The following is a 16,369-nucleotide window of genomic DNA, read 5'->3' on the forward strand; positions in this document are numbered from 1 at the left end:
GCCGGGCGCGGCCTTGCCGGGGAGGGCGGAGGCGCGCCCTGCCCCGCCCTCTCTTCTTCCGTTTCCGTCGAGGACCGATCCGCATGACCGACACCCCTGTTTCCCCGGGCCTGCGCGCGCCCGTGTTCGTCGCGTTGACCGACGCGGGCGAGGCGCTGGCCCGGCGCGCGCTGGCGGCGGTGGCGCCGGGGGCGGACCTCGCCTCGGGCGTGGTGCGCTGCGGGCCGGGGGCGGCGCCGGCGGCCGAGACGCTGCGGGCGTTGTTCGCGGCCGGGCGGCCGGTGGTGGGCGTGATGGCGGCCGGGATCCTGGTGCGGGCGCTGGCGCCGATGCTGGGCGACAAGCGCGCGGAGCCGGCGGTGGTGGCGCTGGCCGAGGACGGCTCGGCCGCCGTGCCGCTGCTGGGCGGGCATCGCGGGGCGAACGCCCTGGCGCGGCGCTTGGGCGAGGCGCTGGGAGGGGTGGCTGCGGTGACCACCGCCGGCGACGTCTCGCTGGGGGTGGCGCTGGATGCGCCGCCGCAGGGGTGGCGGCTGGAGGCCCCGGCCGACGCCAAGGCGGCGATGGCGGGGCTGCTGGCGGGGCGGCCCGCGCGCCTGTCGGGCGAGGCGGAGTGGCTGGCGCCGCTGGCCGGGCGGGTCGCCGCGGAGCCCGCGGCGGAGGATGCGCCCGTCGTGCTGACGGTCGAGGGCTGCGCGCCGCTGGTGTATCGCCGCGCCCGGTTGGTGCTGGGCGTCGGCTGCGCGCGGTATTGCGCGCCCGAGCAGATGATCGGGCTGGTGCGCAAGACATTGGCGGAGAACGGGTTTGCGGCGGCAGAGGTGGCGGAGGTCCGGTCGATCGACCTCAAAGCCGACGAGGCGGCGATCCGGGCGCTGGGGGAGGACCTGGGCGTGCCGGTGCGGTTCCACTCGGCCGCCGAGCTGGAGGCGTTGACGCCTCGGCTGGCCAACCCCTCGGAGGTGGTGTTCGCCGAGGTCGGGTGCCACGGGGTGGCGGAGGCCTCGGCGCTGGCGGGGGCCGGCGAGGCCTCGGTGCTGGCGTTTGAAAAGGAGAAGAGCGCGGATGCGACGGTGGCCGGGGCGGTCATCGCCGGGGCCGCGGCGCCGTCGCGGGCGCGTGGGCGGCTCTCGGTCGTGGGGATCGGGCCCGGGGCGGCGGACTGGCGCACGCCGGAGGCCTCGCGCCTGGTCGCGGCGGCCGAGGAGGTGGTGGGCTACAACCTCTACATCGACCTGCTGGGGCCGCTGGCCGCCGGAAAACCGCGGGCGGATTTCGCGCTGGGCGAAGAAGAAGCCCGGTGCCGGCATGCGCTGGAGCGGGCCGGCGAGGGGCGCGACGTGGCGCTGGTGTGCTCGGGCGACGCGGGGATCTACGCGATGGGCGCGCTGGTGATGGAGTTGCTGGACCGGCCGGCCGAGCGGGGCGGCGTCTCGGACGCGGCGCGGCGGGTCGAGGTGGTGATGGCGCCGGGGATCTCGGCCTTGCAGGCCGCGTCCGCGCGGGCGGGGGCGCTGATCGGGCACGACTTCTGCGCGGTGTCGCTGTCGGATCTGCTGACGCCGCGGGAGGACGTGCTGAAGCGGCTGCGGGCGGCGGCTGCGGGGGATTTCGTGACGGCGCTCTACAACCCCGTCTCGCGCCGTCGTCGGGACCTGCTGGACGCGTGTCGCGAGATCATGCTCGAGCATCGCCCGGCGGAGACGCCGGTGCTGCTGGCCCACAGCCTCGGGCGGCCGGAGGAGCGGTTGGAGCTGCGGACGCTCGCGACGCTGAAGACCGACGAGGTGGACATGCTGACGGTGGTGATGATCGGCGCCTCGCGCAGCCGGGCGTTCCGCACCGGCGATGCCGGCGCCGGGGCGCAGGGCTGGCGGATCTATACGCCGCGGGGCTACGCCAAGCGCATCGACGCGGCCCCGAAGAGCACGGAGGAGGTCTCGTGACCGTCTATTTCATCGGGGCCGGGCCCGGAGACCCGGAGCTGATCACCCTCAAGGGCGCCCGCCTGATCGCGGCCTGCCCGGTGTGCCTCTATGCCGGGTCCCTGGTGCCGCCGCAGGTGGTCGAAGGGGTTCCGGAGGGGGCGCGGGTGATGGACACCGCGCCGATGACGCTCGACGAGATCCTGGCGGAGATCGAGGCGGCGGATGCGAAGGGGCTGGACGTGGCGCGGGTGCACTCGGGCGATCCGTCGCTTTACGGGGCGATCGCGGAGCAGATCCGGCGGCTGGACGCGAAGGGCATCGACTGGGAGGTGATCCCGGGCGTGCCGGCCTTCGCCGCGGCGGCGGCGGCGATGGGCAAGGAGCTCACCCTGCCCGAGATCGCCCAGACCGTGATCATCACGCGCACCGCCGGCAAGGCGAGCGCGATGCCCGAGGGCGAGGACCTCGACACGCTGGGCCGCTCCAGGGCGACGCTGGCGCTGCATCTCTCGGTGCGCAACCTGCGCGAGATCGAGCGGCGGCTGATCCCGCATTACGGCGAGGACTGTCCGGTGGCGGTGGCCTACCGGGTGGGCTGGCCGGACCAGGCGTTCCTCTACGGGACGCTGGGGGACATCCGCGAGAAGGTGCGCAAGGCCAAGCTGACCCGCACGGCGCTGATCTTCGTGGGGCGGGTGCTGGGGGACGAGGATTTCCGGGACAGCGCGCTCTACGACGGGGCGCATCCGCATGTGCTGCGGCCGAAGCGGAAGCTGGCCACGGGGTGACGGTCCGCAGGCGCCCTGCGGGCGGGCTTGGCTGCCGGGCGCCTGCGGGGAGGGTGCGAGGGGTTGGAGAGGGGGGAGCCTCCGGCGGGCTCCTGACTCACCCAAGAACAAGGCCCGCGCCTGTTCTCCGGAGCCGTCCATCGCGTCTGATGCCTGAGCGAGTCGGCCGGAGGGGTCAAGGACAAGCCCGCCTGCGGCGGGTCGCTGCGCGATCCTTGACCCCTCCGGCCGACTCGCTCTGATCGGCATCCGCGACGGACGGCTCCGGAGAACAGGCGCTTTGCGAGGCCTGGCCGGCGTCGCGCCCGGGCGCCCGGGCCGATGGGAGCGCGGGCCGGGGATGGCGGGCGGGGCGACGCGCGAAGCGCGAGCGTCCGTCCGCCAGCCCCGGCGGCGGGCTCGCCGGGCGCGCGCCGACGGGGCGGCAGGCGCGGGGGACGCGTTGGCGGGGGGCGGGAGCGGTGATAGTCCTGCCGGCAAGCAAGTTCATCTCCGGAGGATCCCCATGAAAGCCGCAGCCGACGCCTGGTCCCTGTTCAAGCCCGGAGACCGGGTCGCCCTGCATGGCGCAGGCGGCGAGCCGAGGGGGGCGCTGGCGGCGCTGGCCGAAGATCCGGAACGCGGGCGGGGCCTCGCCTTCGTCGGCATCTGGCTGCCGGGGATCAACGACATCGACCCCTCGGCGACGGCGCCCGAGTCGACCGCCGAGGTGATCTTCATCAACCCCGCCCTGCGCGAGGGCTGGGAAAGCGGCCGCGTGAAGCTGCAGCCGATCAACTACTGGCACTCGGAGAAGTGGATCGCGGGCGCCGCGAAGCTGGACGGGGCGGTGATGCAGGTCTCGCCGCCGCGCGACGGGTTCGTGACCGCCGGCATCGCCTGCGACTTCGACCAGGCCCTGCTGCGCGGCGCGAAGACCGTGGTGGGCGAGGTGAACCCCGCCATGCCCACGCCCCCCAGTGCGCCCCGGATCCCCGTCGAGCGCTTCGCCATGCTGACCGAGGCGCAGACCGAGCTGCCGGGCTATTCGGCGGGCGCCCTGCCCGAGGACCTCAAGGCCGTCGCCGCGCAGATCGCGGCGCTGATCGAGCCGGGCGACACCGTGCAGGTGGGCGTGGGCAAGGCGGCCTCGGCGCTGATGGAGGCGTTGGCCGACCACCGGGGCCTGGGCTACCACGCCGGCCTGATCATCGAGGAATTCGCCCCGCTGCTGGAGGCGGGCGTGTTCTCGGGCAGGATCACCACGGGGACGATCATCGGCTCGCGCGATCTCTACGACCGGGTGGCGGAGGATCCGCGGATCGCGTTCCGCGGCGTGGACTTCACCCACCATCCGGGGGTGATCGGGGCGATCCCGCGGTTCGTGTCGGTGAACTCGGCGCTGTCGGTGGATCTGTTCGGGCAGGCGACGCAGGAGTGGCTGGGGGGTCGGCAGATCTCGGGCCAGGGCGGCGCGGGGGATTTCGCGCGGGCGGCGCGGGCCTCGGAGGGGGGCCGCGGCGTGCTGGCGCTGCCGGCCACGGCGCGGCGCGGGACCGAGAGCCGGATCCGCCTGCGGCTGGAGCCCGACGGGCTGGTGACGCTGCCGCGGGTGGACGCGGACGTCGTGGTCACCGAGTTCGGCGTGGCCGACCTGCGCTGGAAGGACGTGGACGCCCGCGCCGCCGCGCTGATCGAGGTGGCGGCGCCGGCGTTCCGCGACGGGCTCGCGAACGAATGGGACGCGCTGCGGCGGACCATGTGAGCGGCGGCGCCCGCGGGGCGGCGGTCCTCGCGCGCCCTGCGGGCGGGCCCGGCGGGGCGCCGCCCTGGAGCCCGGGCGCGCGGCAGCGGGACCGGTCGCCTCGCGCAGGGGTTGCGGTTGCCGCGGCGGCGGGCCGGGGGCACTCTGTCGGGAACGGCAGGGGAGGACGGCATGACGGATCGGAAACGACGGCGGCCGGCGCGGCGGGGCCTGGGGCTTGCGGCGGCGCTGGTCGTCTGGGCGGGACCGGCCGCGGCGGCGGGCTCGGCGGCGCAGGCGGTGGAGCGGGCGCAGGCGCTCTGCGAGGACCTGGGCGGGCGGTTCTCGGTCGGCGAGGGCGCGGTGGGCGAGATCGATCTCGGTCCCGGCCGCGGCGAGGAGGGCGGCGACCGGGGCGAGACGCTCGACTACGCGAAGCTCGTCTGCGAGGGGGCGTATTCGGCCTTCTGCGGCTCCGGCGGGTGTCCGCTGCGGGTGCAGGTCGGGCCCCAGGCCTGGGAGTGGCAGGTCGAGGACTGGTCGATGATCCTCTTCGAAGGGTTTCCAGTGCTGATGCTGGCCCGCGACGGCGGCTGGTGCGGCGGCGCCGGGGCGCAGATCTGCTTCGAGGCGCTGAAGTGGGACGGGCAGCGGTTCCTCACCGTGGGGCCGGCGCCCGACCCGGCGGAGTAGCGGCCCCGGTTCGGCGGGCCTGAGGCGTCCCGCGCGAGGCGCCGCGTCAGGCCGCGCGCCGGGGCGCGCCGCCCGCCCGCGGCGCGGTGCGGCGGGGCGCCTGCGGCCGCCGCCGCCCGTGGCCGCGGTGCGCCCGGGGGGCCGGCGTCGCCGCCCGCGGGACCGCGGCGGCCGGCGCCGCCTTCGCCCCGGGCGCCCGGGCCCCCTGTCCGACGCCGGGACGCGCCGCGGGCGCGACGGCGGCGTCCGGCGCGCGGCCCGACGCGGCGCCGCGCTCCGCCGGCGCGGAGCGCGCGGCGGCCGGCGCGCGCTCCCCTCCCGGTCAGGTGCCGCAGAACGTCGCCGTCACCGCCTCGTCCGGGGTCGCGGGGAGGGCGAGGTCGGCGTGCTCCGGGTGATCGGAGAACGGGTCCGCCAGCACCCCCATCAGCCGGTCGAGCGGCGCGAGGTCGAGACCGTTGGTCGCCGCCGCCAGCGCCGTCTCGACCTGGTGGTTGCGCGGGATGAAGGCCGGGGAGGCGGCGCGCTGGGCCGCCTGCCGCTCCGCCTCCGGGCGGGCCTCGGCCGCGAGGCGGGCGCGCCAGCGCCCCGCCCAGGCGTCGAAGGCAGTGGGATCGACCCAGAGCGCGCGGGCGGGCTCGTCCGTCTGCGGACCGCCCTGCGATGGCAGGGCCGAGAGCGCGCGCAGGCCCAGCGTGAAATCCACCTGGTTCGCCGCCATGGCCGAGAGCAGGTCGTCGACCAGCGCCGCGTCGTCCTCCCGCGCCGTCGCGAGGCCGAGCCTGGCGCGGAACAGGGCCAGGCGCTCGGCCGCGTAGAGGTCGGGGAAGGCGTCGATCGCGGCCTGGGCGGCGGGCAGCGCCTGCTGGGGGTCGTCGGCCATCAGCGGCAGCAGGCACTGGGCGAGCTGGGCGAGGTTCCACTGCGCGATGCCGGGCTGGTTCACGTAGGCGTAGCGCCCGAAGCGGTCGATCGAGGAATAGACCGTGTCGGGGTGATAGGCCTCCATGAAGGCGCAGGGGCCGTAGTCGATGGTCTCGCCCGCGAGGCTCATGTTGTCGGTGTTCATCACGCCGTGGATGAAGCCCAGGCTCATCCAGCGCGCGATCAGCGCCGCCTGCTGGCGCACCACCGCCTGCAGGAGCGCGAGCGGCGGGATCTCGGCCTCCGCCGCCTGCGGGTGGTTGCGGGCCACGACGTGGTCGGCGAGCAGGCGCAGCGCCTCGAGGTCCTGGCGGGCGTAGAAATACTGGAAGGTGCCGACGCGCACGTGGCCGTGGGCGACGCGCACCAGGATCGCGCCGGGCTGGGGCGTCTCGCGCAGCACCGCCTCGCCGGTGCCCACGACCGCCAGCGAACGGGTGGTGGGCACGCCGAGCGCGTGCATCGCCTCGGCGACGATGTACTCGCGCAGCACGGGGCCGAGCGCCGCCTTGCCGTCGCCGGCGCGCGAGAAGGGCGTGGGACCCGAGCCCTTCAGGTGCAGGTCGCGCCGGGCGCCGTGAGGGTCGCGCACCTCGCCCAGCAGCAGCGCCCGACCGTCGCCGAGCTGCGGGCTCCAGCCGCCGAACTGGTGGCCGGCGTAGGCCATCGCCAGCGGCTCGGCCCCCGGGGGCACGTCCTGGCCCGAGAGCAGGCCGAGCCCGGCGGGCGAGCGCAGCCAGTCGACCGAAAGGCCGAGCTCGCGGGCCAGCGGCTCGTTCAGGCGCAGGAGGCGCGGCGCCGGGACGGCGGCGGCGGACTGGCGATGGAAGAACCGCTCCGGCAGGCGGGCGTAGGCGTTGTCGAAGCGCGGGGCGGCGGAGGACGCAGCCGCGGAGGACCGGGCTTGCGGAGCGGGGGCGTCGACAGGCGAGGTCATGGAACCTCCTTTCGGCGGGGGGCGGGGCCGGGCTGTTCCAGAGGTCGGGGCGCGGGCGACGGATGTCAACGCGCGGGGCGCAGAGGGGAGGCCGCTCCTGACCCACCAGAGAACAGGCGCTCCCGGGAGGGGCGGCGTCGCGCCGGGCGCGTGGGGCGGGCGGGAGGCGCGCGGGCGGAAGCCGGGCGGGCCCGGGGCGCAGGGTCCGGGGCGCGCCGCGGACGCGCGGACCGCCCCGAGGCGCGGCGCGCCACGCCGCGCCCGAGAGGCGGCGGGGTTGACGCGGGGCCGCGGAGGGGCTAGAGGCGCGCCACCCAAATCCGCATGCGGGGTTCGGGCCGGTCGGGGAGACATCCCGGCAGGTCCTCCGGTTGGACGCCCTCCGGCGTCTGCACCCCCGCAGAGGCGAAAACCGGAAAGGACAAGCGAACCATGGCCCTGCCTGAGTTCTCCCTGCGCCAGCTGCTCGAGTGCGGCGTTCACTTCGGCCACCAGACTCACCGCTGGAACCCGAAGATGGGCGCCTACATCTATGGCGAGCGCAACGGCATCCACATCATGGACCTGACGCAGACCGTCCCCCTGCTGGACGCCGCCCTGCAGGCCATCCGCGACACCGTCGCCAAGGGCGGCCGCGTCCTGTTCGTGGGCACCAAGCGCCAGGCCGCCCAGCCGCTGGCCGACGCCGCCGAGCGCTGCGCCCAGTACTACATGAACCACCGCTGGCTCGGCGGCACGCTGACCAACTGGAAGACCGTCTCGAACTCGATCGAGCGCCTGCGCAAGCTGGACGAGATCTTCGAGGCCGGCGCCGAGGGCTTCACCAAGCGCGAGCGCCTCTCGCTGGAGCGTGAGCGCAACAAGCTCAACGCCTCGCTGGGCGGCATCCGCGAGATGGGCGGCGTCCCCGACCTGATCTTCGTGATCGACACCAACAAGGAAGACCTGGCCGTCGCCGAGGCGAACAAGCTGGGCATTCCGGTGGTGGCGGTGCTCGACACCAACTCGGATCCGACCGGCATCGCCTACCCGATCCCCGGCAACGACGACGCCTCGCGCGCCATCTCGCTCTACTGCGACCTGGCCTCGCGCGCGGCGCTCGACGGCATGGCGGCCGCGATGGGCGAGAGCGGCTTCGATCTCGGCGAGATGGAGGACCTCCCCGAGGAGGAGTTCGCCGCCGAGGAGACCCCCGCCGAGGGCGCCGAGGCCCAGGCCTGAGGTCTGCGACGGGCGCCCTTCGGGGCGCCCCTCCCCCTCGCGGGGACATATGACGCAAGCATGACGCCCGCGGCGCTTGACCGGCGCGGCGCGGGCGTGGACCCAAGCCCCCGGACGCCCGGGGCCGGCGCGCGGGATTCGCGCGAGGCCCCCTCCCGGGCGGCGCACGACGGACCAGGAGAGAGACGATGGCGATCACCGCTGCGATGGTGAAGGAGCTCCGCGACACGACCGGCGCGGGCATGATGGACGCGAAGAAGGCCCTCGTCGAGAACGACGGGAACATGGAGGCCGCGGTCGACTGGCTGCGCACCAAGGGTCTCGCCAAGGCCGCCAAGAAGTCCGGCCGCACCGCCGCCGAGGGCCTGGTGGCCGTCGCCGCGGGCGAGGGCGTGGGCGTCGCGGTCGAGGTGAACGCCGAGACCGACTTCGTGGCCCGCAACGCCGAGTTCCAGGAGATGGTCTCGAAGATCGCGCAGGCCGCGCTGGGCGCCTCGGACCTCGAGGGGCTGCTGGCCGCGGACCTGGGCGGCAAGACCGTGCAGGCCGCCGTGACCGACAAGATCGCCACGATCGGCGAGAACATGTCGGTGCGCCGCATGGCGCGGCTCGAGGGCGACGTGGTCGCCTCCTACGTCCACAACGCCGCCGCGCCCTCGATGGGCAAGATCGGCGTGCTGGTCGCGCTGACCGGCTCGGACAAGGCCGCGATGGAGGCGATCGGCAAGCAGGTCGCGATGCATGTCGCCGCCACCAACCCGGCGTCGCTGTCCGAGGCCGACCTGGACCCCGCGCTGGTCGAGCGCGAGAAGGCCGTGCTGACCGAGCAGGCCCGGGAATCGGGCAAGCCCGACGCGGTCATCGAGAAGATGATCGTCGGCCGCCTGAACAAGTACTTCCAGGAAGTCTGCCTCCTGAAGCAGGCCTTCGTGATCAACCCCGACCTGTCGGTCGAGAAGGCGGTCGCCGAGGCCGGCGCCGACATCAAGGTCGTGGGCTTCGCCCGCGTCGAGGTCGGCGAGGGCATCGAGAAGGAAGAGGAAGACTTCGCCGCCGAGGTCGCCAAGGCCGCCTCGGGCGCCTGAGCCCCCTTCCCTTCCGGGACCCGACATCGACCGCCCCGCGCCCCCCGCGCGGGGCGCTTCGCGTCTGCGCCCCCCTCGCAGGTCGCCGCGCCTGTCCGCCGGGCGGGACCGCCTGCACCGCCGGACGGGGCGTGGCGGCGGCCCGGCTTCGCCTCGCCGCCGCCACGAAATCGTCGCGTGACAGCCGCGCGGGCTGCGCTACCATGGCGCGCATGATGACCAGAGCACTCCCCCTCCTGGCCGCCGCGGCGGTCCTCGCCCTTTCCGCCTGCGCCCAGCAGGAGCCGCTGAAGGCCCAGCCGGGCGGCGGCGCCCCGCAGGTGAACCGGCATGCGAACGGCTCCTACACCGTGCGCTACGACAACGGCTGCATCGTCACCTACAACCAGGACGGCCGCCGCTCCGGCTCGCAGGCCTGCCGCCCGGGCCAGGTCGAGCGCGCCGACTCGGCCGTGCAGGCCGCGGCCGGCGCCCCCGGCGCCGGCGGGCTGACGGTGAACCGCCACCGCAACGGCTCGGCCACGGTGACCTTCAACGACGGCTGCACGGTGACCTACAACGACAGGGGCCGCCGCTCCGGCTCGCGCGGCTGCACCGCGCGGCAGGTGGAGCGCGCCGACCGCGCCATCCAGAACCGCGGCTGACCCGACGCCCGGCGCCCCTTCCCAGGGGGCGCCGGCCCCGGGCGCCCCCGCCCGCCCCAGGCGCCGCCCGCCACGGGCCCCGCCGGGAGCGCCTGTTCTCCGGAGCCGTCCATCGCGGATGCCGATCAGAGCGACTCGCCCGCCCCGGTCAAGGATCGCGAAGCGACCCCCGAAGGGGGCTCGTCCTTGACCGGGGCGGGCGAGTCGCTCAGGCATCGGACGCGATGGACGGATCCGGAGACCAGGCGCGGCTTGTTCTCTGGTGAGTTCAGAAGCCGCCCCTGCGGGCGCCAGCCCGCCCGCGCCCACCGGGCGCGGCCGGCCGAGCGAGCCCCGCCTCGCGAGGCCCGCCAGGCGCGCCGCGCCCGCCCCCGCGCCGCGGGCGGACCCCTCCCCCCATGCGCCGCGCCCGACGCGGCGCCCGCTTCGGAGGCGTCGCGCCGCACCCGCGGCGCTTGCGCCCGACGGCCCCTTCCGACAGATTGCAGCCGCCCGCCGACAGGAGACTCCCGCGCATGACCGAGGCCGCCCCCACGCCCGCCCCGCTTCTCTACCCGCGCGTGCTCCTCAAGATATCGGGCGAAGCCCTGATGGGCGACACCAGCTTCGGGCTGCATCCCCCGACCGTCGCGCGCATCGCCGCCGAGGTGAAACGGGTCCACGACCTGGGCGTCGAGCTCTGCCTCGTCATCGGCGGCGGCAACATCTTCCGCGGGCTGCAGGGCTCGGCGCAGGGGATGGAGCGGGCCTCGGCCGACTACATGGGGATGCTCGCGACCGTGATGAACGCGCTGGGCATGCAGTCCGCGCTCGAGGAGCTGGGCGTGCAGACCCGGGTGATCTCGGCGATCCCCATGGACCAGATCTGCGAGCCCTACATCCGCAGGCGGGCCATCCGGCACCTGGAGAAGGGCCGCGTGGTGATCTTCGCCGCCGGCACCGGCAACCCGTATTTCACCACCGACACCGCCGCGACCCTTCGCGCGATGGAGATGAACTGCGGGGCGATCATGAAGGGCACCCAGGTCGACGGCGTCTACACCGCCGACCCCAAGACCACCCCCGACGCCAAGCGCTACGACCGGATCAGCTACGACGAGGTGCTGATCAAGAACCTCAAGGTGATGGACGCCTCGGCGATCGCGCTGGCGCGCGACAACAACCTGCCGCTGATCATCTTCTCGCTGCACCAGTCCGGCGGCTTCGCCGAGGTCTTGAGCGGTCGCGGAAAATTCACCATTGTCGAGCAGTCATGACGCAGGGGCCGGACCCCTGCGCCCCGAGGAGACACCCTCATGAGCGATGAGATCGAGATCGACGTCGACGACCTCGAGCGCCGGATGGACGGGGCGCTGGCCTCGCTGAAGCACGACTACGCCTCGCTGCGCACCGGGCGCGCGACGGCCTCGATGCTGGATCCGGTGACGGTCGACGCCTATGGCGTGGACACGCCCCTCAACCAGGTCGCCACGATCAACGTGCCCGAGCCGCGGATGATCACGCTGGCGATCTGGGACAAGGCCATGGTCGGCAAGGTCGACAAGGCGATCCGCTCCTCGGGCCTGGGCCTGAACCCGGTGGTCGACGGCACCCTCGTGCGCCTGCCGATCCCCGAGCTGAACGAGGAGCGGCGGCGCGAGCTCGCCAAGCTCGCCGGCCAGTACGCCGAGGCCGCCAAGGTCGCCGTGCGCAACGTGCGCCGCGACGGCATGGACATGGTCAAGAAGGCGCAGAAGGACGGTCTGAGCGAGGACGACGCCAAGCTCTACTCGGACGAGATCCAGAGCCTGACCGACGCCGCGATCAAGAAGATCGACGCGGCGCAGGAGCACAAGCAGGAAGAGATCATGCAGGTCTGAGCGGCCCGCGCCGTCGGCCGGCCCCCTCCCGGCCTTCAAAGCGCCCGATGCCGGCGCGAGTCACGCGGACGTAACGGACGGCCGGTCACAAGGACAGGGTGCGGAGAGCACCGCACCTTCGGGAGCACCATATGTTCAACTCCTCGCCCCTGACGGCGGCGCAGGCCGCGGAAGAGGTCAAGACGGGAGCCGCGGCGCAGCCTGCCGCCGGCGCAGGGGCCCGGCCGCGCCACGTGGCGATCATCATGGACGGCAACGGCCGCTGGGCGAAGGCCCGCGGCCTGCCGCGCCTGGCCGGTCACCGCCGCGGCGCGGAGACCGTGCGCCGCATCGTCGAGGCCGCCCCCGACCTGGGCGTCGAGTGGCTGACCCTCTACGCCTTCTCGACCGAGAACTGGAAGCGCTCGACCGAGGAAGTGACCGGGCTGATGGAGCTGTTCGCCATCTACATCCGCCGCGAGGGGCGCGAGCTGAAGCGCCGCGGCGCCCGGGTGCGCTTCATCGGCGAGCGGGGGCGCCTGGCGCCCGACCTCGCCACGGCGATGGCGAGGCTCGAGGCCGACACCGCCGGCAACGACAAGCTCAACCTGACCATCGCCATCAACTACGGCGGGCGCGACGAGATCGCCGCCGCCGCTCGGCGCCTGGCCGAGGACGTGGCCGCGGGCCTGCTGGACCCGGCCTGCGTGGACGCGGCGGCGCTGGAATCCCGGCTCGCCACCCACGGCTTCCCGGACCCGGACCTGGTGATCCGCACCTCGGGGGAGATGCGCACCTCCAACTTCCTGCCCTGGCAGACCGCCTACTCGGAATTCGCCTTCGTGGACGACTACTGGCCCGACTTCTCGGTCGAGCGCTTCGGCGAGGCGCTGGCCTCGTTCGGCGCCCGGCAGCGTCGGTTCGGGGCGGTCGGCTGAGCGCGATGGCCCCCGGCGCCCCCAAGGCGCGGAGTTTCGCCGATCTTCGCGCCCGCACCCTCGCCGGCGTCGCCATGGCGGCGCTGGCGGCGCTGGCCCTGGGCCTGGGCGGCTGGATCGCCGCGGCCTTCGCCGCCGCCTGCGCAGGCGGCATGGGCTGGGAGCTCCGGCGCATGGCCGCGGGCCGCTTCGACGGCGCCGGCTGGGCGATCGCGGCCGCGGGGGTCGCGGCCAGCCTCGCCACCCAGGGCGCCTTCTTCCGCTCCGGCCTCGCCGTGGCCGCCGCCTGCCTGATCGCGGCCCTGCTGCTGACCCGGCGCGACGGCGGCTGGGCGCGCTGGACCACCGTGATCGGGGGCGGCTACATCGCCGTCGCCTGCGCGGGCCTGGTGGGCCTGCGCGACGATCCGCTCTACGGCTGGGAGGCGGTGCTGTGGGTGGTGCTGGTGGTGGTCGCCACCGACGTCGGCGCCTATTTCGCCGGCCGCATCATCGGCGGCCCGAAGCTGTGGCCGCGGGTCAGCCCCTCCAAGACCTGGGCCGGGCTCGGCGGCGGCATGGCCTGCGCCACCGCCGTGGGCGCGATCTTCTCCTCGGCCACCACCGGCACGCTGATCCACGAGGTCGCCATCGTCTCGGGCGTGATGGCCGTGGTCAGCCAGGGCGGCGACCTCGCCGAGAGCTCGCTGAAGCGCCGGGCCGGGGTCAAGGACAGCTCGAACCTCATTCCCGGCCACGGCGGCCTGCTCGACCGGATGGACGGGCTGATGGCGGCCGCCCTGGTGGCCGCGATCGTCACCTTCCTGCGCGGCAAGTCGGTGTTCATATGGTGAGCGAGGGCGCCTCCCCCCCGCGCCGGGTCTCGATCCTGGGCGCGACGGGGTCCATCGGCCGCTCGACCCTCGACATCCTGCGCCACGCGGGGCCCGGGGCGGTCGAGGTCGTGGCCCTGACCGGGCGCGACAACATCGCAGGCCTCGCCGAGGCCGCCCGCGAGTTCCGCGCCGAGGTCGCCGTCACCGCCGACCCCTCCCGCTACGAGGACCTCAAGGCGGCGCTGGCGGGCTCCGGCGTCGAGGCCGCGGCGGGGGAGCGCGCGGTGATCGAGGCCGCCGCCCGCCCCGCCGACTGGACCATGGCCGCCATCGTCGGCTCGGCCGGGCTCGCGCCCACGCTGGCGGCGCTGCGGCAGGGGCGCACGCTGGCGCTGGCGAACAAGGAATGCCTGGTCTCGGCCGGCGGGCTCTTCATCGAGGAGGCCGCGCGCGCGGGGGCCGAGCTGCTGCCCGTCGACAGCGAGCACAACGCCATCTTCCAGGTGCTCGACCGCCCCAACCGCGCGGCGGTGGAGAAGATCCTGCTGACCGCCTCGGGCGGCCCGTTCCGCGACTGGCCCGCCGAGCGGATCGCCGAAGCGACGCCCGAGGAGGCCGTCGCCCATCCCAACTGGGACATGGGGGCGAAGATCTCGATCGACAGCGCCTCGATGTTCAACAAGGGGCTGGAGATGATCGAGGCGATGCATCTCTTCGCGCTGCGCCCCGACCAGGTCGAGGTGCTGGTGCATCCCCAGTCCATCGTCCATTCCATGGTCGCCTATGTGGACGGCGCGGTGCTGGCCCAGATGGGCGCGCCCGACATGCGCCACGCCATCGGCCACGCCTTCCACCACCCCGCGCGCGCCCCCCTGCCGGTCGAGCGTCTGGACCTCGCCGCCATCGGCGCGCTGGAGTTCCGCGCCCCCGACCCGGTGCGCTTCCCCGCCCTGCGCCTTGCGCGCGAGGCGATGGAGGCGGGCGGGCTGGCCGGCTGCGCCCTGAACGCGGCCAAGGAGGCGGCGCTGGAGGCGTTCATGGACCGCCGCCTGCCCTTCATGGGCATGGCCCAGGTGGTCGAGGAAGTGCTCTCGGCCCTCTCGCCCTTCGCGCCGGCCGGCTCGCTCGACGACGTCTTCGCGATGGACGCGCTGGCGCGCGCCGCGGCGGGGGAGCGCATCGCGGCCCGGATCCGCGCCTCCGGGCTGGGAAAAGGGGCGGCCTTCGCCTAGATTGACGCCGGTTCATCCGCGCCCGACCGGGGGCGCCGTTCGGAGGTCCCATGGACGCGTTCTCCCTGTTGTCGAACGTCGGCGGCATCGGCTTCGCCATCGCCTCCTTCCTGGTGGTGCTGGGGGTCGTGGTCTTCATCCACGAGTACGGCCACTACATCGTGGCGCGCTGGTGCGGGATCCACGCCGAGGTGTTCTCGATCGGCTTCGGCAAGGAGCTGTTCCACTGGACCGACAGGCGCGGCACCCGCTGGCGGCTGGCGGCGCTGCCGCTGGGGGGCTACGTGAGGTTCCTGGGCGACGGGGACGCGGCCTCGGCCCGCGCGGACCTGCATGAGCTCGAGCACATGAGCGAGGCGCAGCGCGCCCGCTCCTTCCCCGGGGCGGCGCTGTGGAAGCGCGCGCTGGCGGTGGCCGCGGGGCCGGGGTTCAACTTCATCCTCTCGATCGGCATCTACGCCTGCCTCGCGCTCGCCATCGGCACCGGCTCCGACCGGCCGGTGATCGGCACGATGGACGAGACCGCCGCGGTCATGGCGGCCGACATGGACCCGCTGCAGGTGGGCGACGAGGTGCTGGTCGTCGAGGGGACGGAGATCGAGACCTTCTCCGACATCTCGCGCGCCTTCGCCGCCGCCTCCGACGCGCAGCCCGGGCGCGAGCGTTTCGCGGTGACGGTGCGCCGGGGCGGCGAGGTGCTGGATCTGAAGACGGCCGCGGCGATCCCGCCGGTGGTGGGCGCGGTGACCCCCGACAGCCCGGCCGAGGCGGCGGGGTTCCGGGCGGGCGACCGGATCCTGTCGATCGACGGCCAGCCCGTGGGCGCCTTCGCCGACCTGCAGCGGCGGGTGATCGCCTCGGGCGGGGGCGAGCCGGTGACCATGGTGCTCGACGACGGGACCGGCCCGCGCGAGACGGTGCTGACGGCGAAGATGCAGCCCTATCCGACCGCCGACGGGGGCATCGAGATGCGCCCGCTGATCGGCGTGACGGCGATCCCGCGGCTGGCGCCCGAGGTGGTGACGCCGGGGATCCTGCAGGCGGTGGAGATCGGCGCGATCCGCACCTGGCAGATCATCTACTCGTCCTTCGCCTACGTGGGCGCGATCATCGGCGGCGAGGCCGACAGCTCGGGCCTCGGCGGGCCGATCAAGATCGCCTCGCTCTCGGGCCAGGCGGCGGATGCGGGGATCGTGGCGTTCCTGAGCATGATCGCGATGATCTCGGCCTCGATCGGGATGATCAACCTGTTCCCGATCCCGGTGCTCGACGGCGGGCACCTGCTGTTCTACGCGATCGAGGCCCTGCGCGGCCGCCCGCTGGGCGAGAAGGCCGCGGAATACGCGACCGGCGTGGGCCTCGCGCTGGTGATCAGCCTGATGGTGTTCGTGACCTACAACGACCTGATGGGCCTCTGACCCGCCCCGCGGCCCCGCAGCCCCGCCCCGGGGCCGCGGGGTCGCCCTCTCTCTCTCCCTCTTCGCCCGGGTCCGGGGTCCCCGCCTCCGCGCGCCCGGCTCCGGCGCCCCTCCCCCTCGGCCCCTCCCCCTCGGCCCCTCGCCCGGCCCCGCCGCCTTCCCGGTCCCCCCCTCCGCCATCCCGC

14 protein-coding genes are annotated in these 16,369 nt (G+C 74.6%); 13 read left to right on the forward strand and 1 reads right to left on the reverse strand.

The genetic code is table 11. The annotated features are described in order from the left end of the window. Window positions 1-83: 83 nt before the first annotated feature. The 4 genes from cobJ (at window position 84) to BM064_RS20070 (ending at window position 5,132) form a co-directional block, all read left to right on the forward strand. Window positions 84-1,946 carry a precorrin-3B C(17)-methyltransferase gene (cobJ, locus tag BM064_RS20055; protein ID WP_092862856.1) on the forward strand — a complete coding sequence of 621 codons (1,863 nt, stop codon included), beginning with the start codon at window positions 84-86 and terminating at the stop codon, window positions 1,944-1,946. Further along, entirely contained in the window at window positions 1,943-2,716 is a 774-nt protein-coding gene (gene cobM, locus BM064_RS20060; RefSeq protein WP_092862859.1) for a precorrin-4 C(11)-methyltransferase, read from the forward strand. The genes cobJ and cobM overlap by 4 nt, the downstream gene beginning before the upstream one ends. Window positions 2,717-3,221: 505 nt before the next feature. Next, on the forward strand, window positions 3,222-4,460 hold the full coding sequence (locus tag BM064_RS20065) for an acetyl-CoA hydrolase/transferase family protein (protein WP_177236337.1): 1,239 nt from the start codon (window positions 3,222-3,224) through the stop codon (window positions 4,458-4,460). A 171-nt stretch (window positions 4,461-4,631) separates the two neighbouring features. After that, on the forward strand, window positions 4,632-5,132 hold the full coding sequence (locus BM064_RS20070; protein ID WP_092862865.1) for a hypothetical protein: 501 nt from the start codon (window positions 4,632-4,634) through the stop codon (window positions 5,130-5,132). Between the two features lie 322 nt (window positions 5,133-5,454). On the opposite strand, the gene BM064_RS20075 is transcribed toward BM064_RS20070, so the two are convergent. After that, window positions 5,455-6,993 (reverse strand): protein adenylyltransferase SelO, encoded by a 1,539-nt coding sequence (locus BM064_RS20075; RefSeq protein ID WP_092862868.1) that lies wholly within the window; start codon window positions 6,991-6,993, stop codon window positions 5,455-5,457. Between the two features lie 432 nt (window positions 6,994-7,425). Between BM064_RS20075 and rpsB the strand changes: the two genes are divergently transcribed. From rpsB to rseP, 9 genes are all read left to right on the forward strand, one after another. Beyond that, window positions 7,426-8,214 (forward strand): 30S ribosomal protein S2, encoded by a 789-nt coding sequence (gene rpsB / locus BM064_RS20080; RefSeq protein WP_092862871.1) that lies wholly within the window; start codon window positions 7,426-7,428, stop codon window positions 8,212-8,214. Window positions 8,215-8,402: 188 nt separating this feature from the next. Next, the gene (gene tsf, locus BM064_RS20085; RefSeq protein ID WP_092862873.1) at window positions 8,403-9,299 is read left to right on the forward strand and encodes a translation elongation factor Ts; all 897 of its coding nucleotides are present in this window, start codon (window positions 8,403-8,405) and stop codon (window positions 9,297-9,299) included. Between the two features lie 215 nt (window positions 9,300-9,514). Further along, window positions 9,515-9,943 (forward strand): hypothetical protein, encoded by a 429-nt coding sequence (locus BM064_RS20090; RefSeq protein WP_143103391.1) that lies wholly within the window; start codon window positions 9,515-9,517, stop codon window positions 9,941-9,943. Between the two features lie 515 nt (window positions 9,944-10,458). Next, on the forward strand, window positions 10,459-11,199 hold the full coding sequence (gene pyrH, locus BM064_RS20095; protein ID WP_092862879.1) for a UMP kinase: 741 nt from the start codon (window positions 10,459-10,461) through the stop codon (window positions 11,197-11,199). 39 nt (window positions 11,200-11,238) lie between these two features. Beyond that, complete coding sequence (gene frr / locus BM064_RS20100) at window positions 11,239-11,802, forward strand: ribosome recycling factor (protein WP_092862882.1); 564 nt, start codon at window positions 11,239-11,241, stop codon at window positions 11,800-11,802. Window positions 11,803-11,933: 131 nt separating this feature from the next. Continuing rightward, window positions 11,934-12,719, forward strand: coding sequence for a polyprenyl diphosphate synthase (uppS, locus tag BM064_RS20105; protein ID WP_092862885.1), 786 nt, complete (start codon window positions 11,934-11,936; stop codon window positions 12,717-12,719). Between the two features lie 5 nt (window positions 12,720-12,724). Then, a complete protein-coding gene (locus BM064_RS20110; RefSeq protein ID WP_092862888.1) occupies window positions 12,725-13,552 on the forward strand; it encodes a phosphatidate cytidylyltransferase in 828 nt (275 codons plus the stop codon). Beyond that, window positions 13,549-14,766 (forward strand): 1-deoxy-D-xylulose-5-phosphate reductoisomerase, encoded by a 1,218-nt coding sequence (gene dxr, locus BM064_RS20115; RefSeq protein WP_245779229.1) that lies wholly within the window; start codon window positions 13,549-13,551, stop codon window positions 14,764-14,766. Before BM064_RS20110 ends, dxr begins: the two co-directional genes overlap by 4 nt. A 50-nt stretch (window positions 14,767-14,816) precedes the next feature. Then, window positions 14,817-16,184: an RIP metalloprotease RseP gene (gene rseP / locus BM064_RS20120; protein ID WP_092862893.1), complete on the forward strand. Its 1,368-nt coding sequence runs from the start codon at window positions 14,817-14,819 to the stop codon at window positions 16,182-16,184. Window positions 16,185-16,369: the final 185 nt, after the last annotated feature.

It is taken from the genome of Albimonas pacifica (genome assembly GCF_900113695.1).
Classification (GTDB): Bacteria; Pseudomonadota; Alphaproteobacteria; order Rhodobacterales; family Rhodobacteraceae; genus Albimonas; species Albimonas pacifica.

Excerpts from the sequence above, each read along its gene's own strand:
- cobJ (WP_092862856.1), top strand. The coding sequence starts at position 84 with ATGACCGACACCCCTGTTTCCCCGGGCCTGCGCGCGCCCGTGTTCGTC.
- BM064_RS20065 (WP_177236337.1), top strand. The coding sequence starts at position 3,222 with ATGAAAGCCGCAGCCGACGCCTGGTCCCTGTTCAAGCCCGGAGACCGG.
- BM064_RS20070 (WP_092862865.1), top strand. The coding sequence starts at position 4,632 with ATGACGGATCGGAAACGACGGCGGCCGGCGCGGCGGGGCCTGGGGCTT.
- BM064_RS20075 (WP_092862868.1), bottom strand. The coding sequence starts at position 6,993 with ATGACCTCGCCTGTCGACGCCCCCGCTCCGCAAGCCCGGTCCTCCGCG.
- rpsB (WP_092862871.1), top strand. The coding sequence starts at position 7,426 with ATGGCCCTGCCTGAGTTCTCCCTGCGCCAGCTGCTCGAGTGCGGCGTT.
- tsf (WP_092862873.1), top strand. The coding sequence starts at position 8,403 with ATGGCGATCACCGCTGCGATGGTGAAGGAGCTCCGCGACACGACCGGC.
- BM064_RS20090 (WP_143103391.1), top strand. The coding sequence starts at position 9,515 with ATGACCAGAGCACTCCCCCTCCTGGCCGCCGCGGCGGTCCTCGCCCTT.
- pyrH (WP_092862879.1), top strand. The coding sequence starts at position 10,459 with ATGACCGAGGCCGCCCCCACGCCCGCCCCGCTTCTCTACCCGCGCGTG.
- frr (WP_092862882.1), top strand. The coding sequence starts at position 11,239 with ATGAGCGATGAGATCGAGATCGACGTCGACGACCTCGAGCGCCGGATG.
- uppS (WP_092862885.1), top strand. The coding sequence starts at position 11,934 with ATGTTCAACTCCTCGCCCCTGACGGCGGCGCAGGCCGCGGAAGAGGTC.
- BM064_RS20110 (WP_092862888.1), top strand. The coding sequence starts at position 12,725 with ATGGCCCCCGGCGCCCCCAAGGCGCGGAGTTTCGCCGATCTTCGCGCC.
- rseP (WP_092862893.1), top strand. The coding sequence starts at position 14,817 with ATGGACGCGTTCTCCCTGTTGTCGAACGTCGGCGGCATCGGCTTCGCC.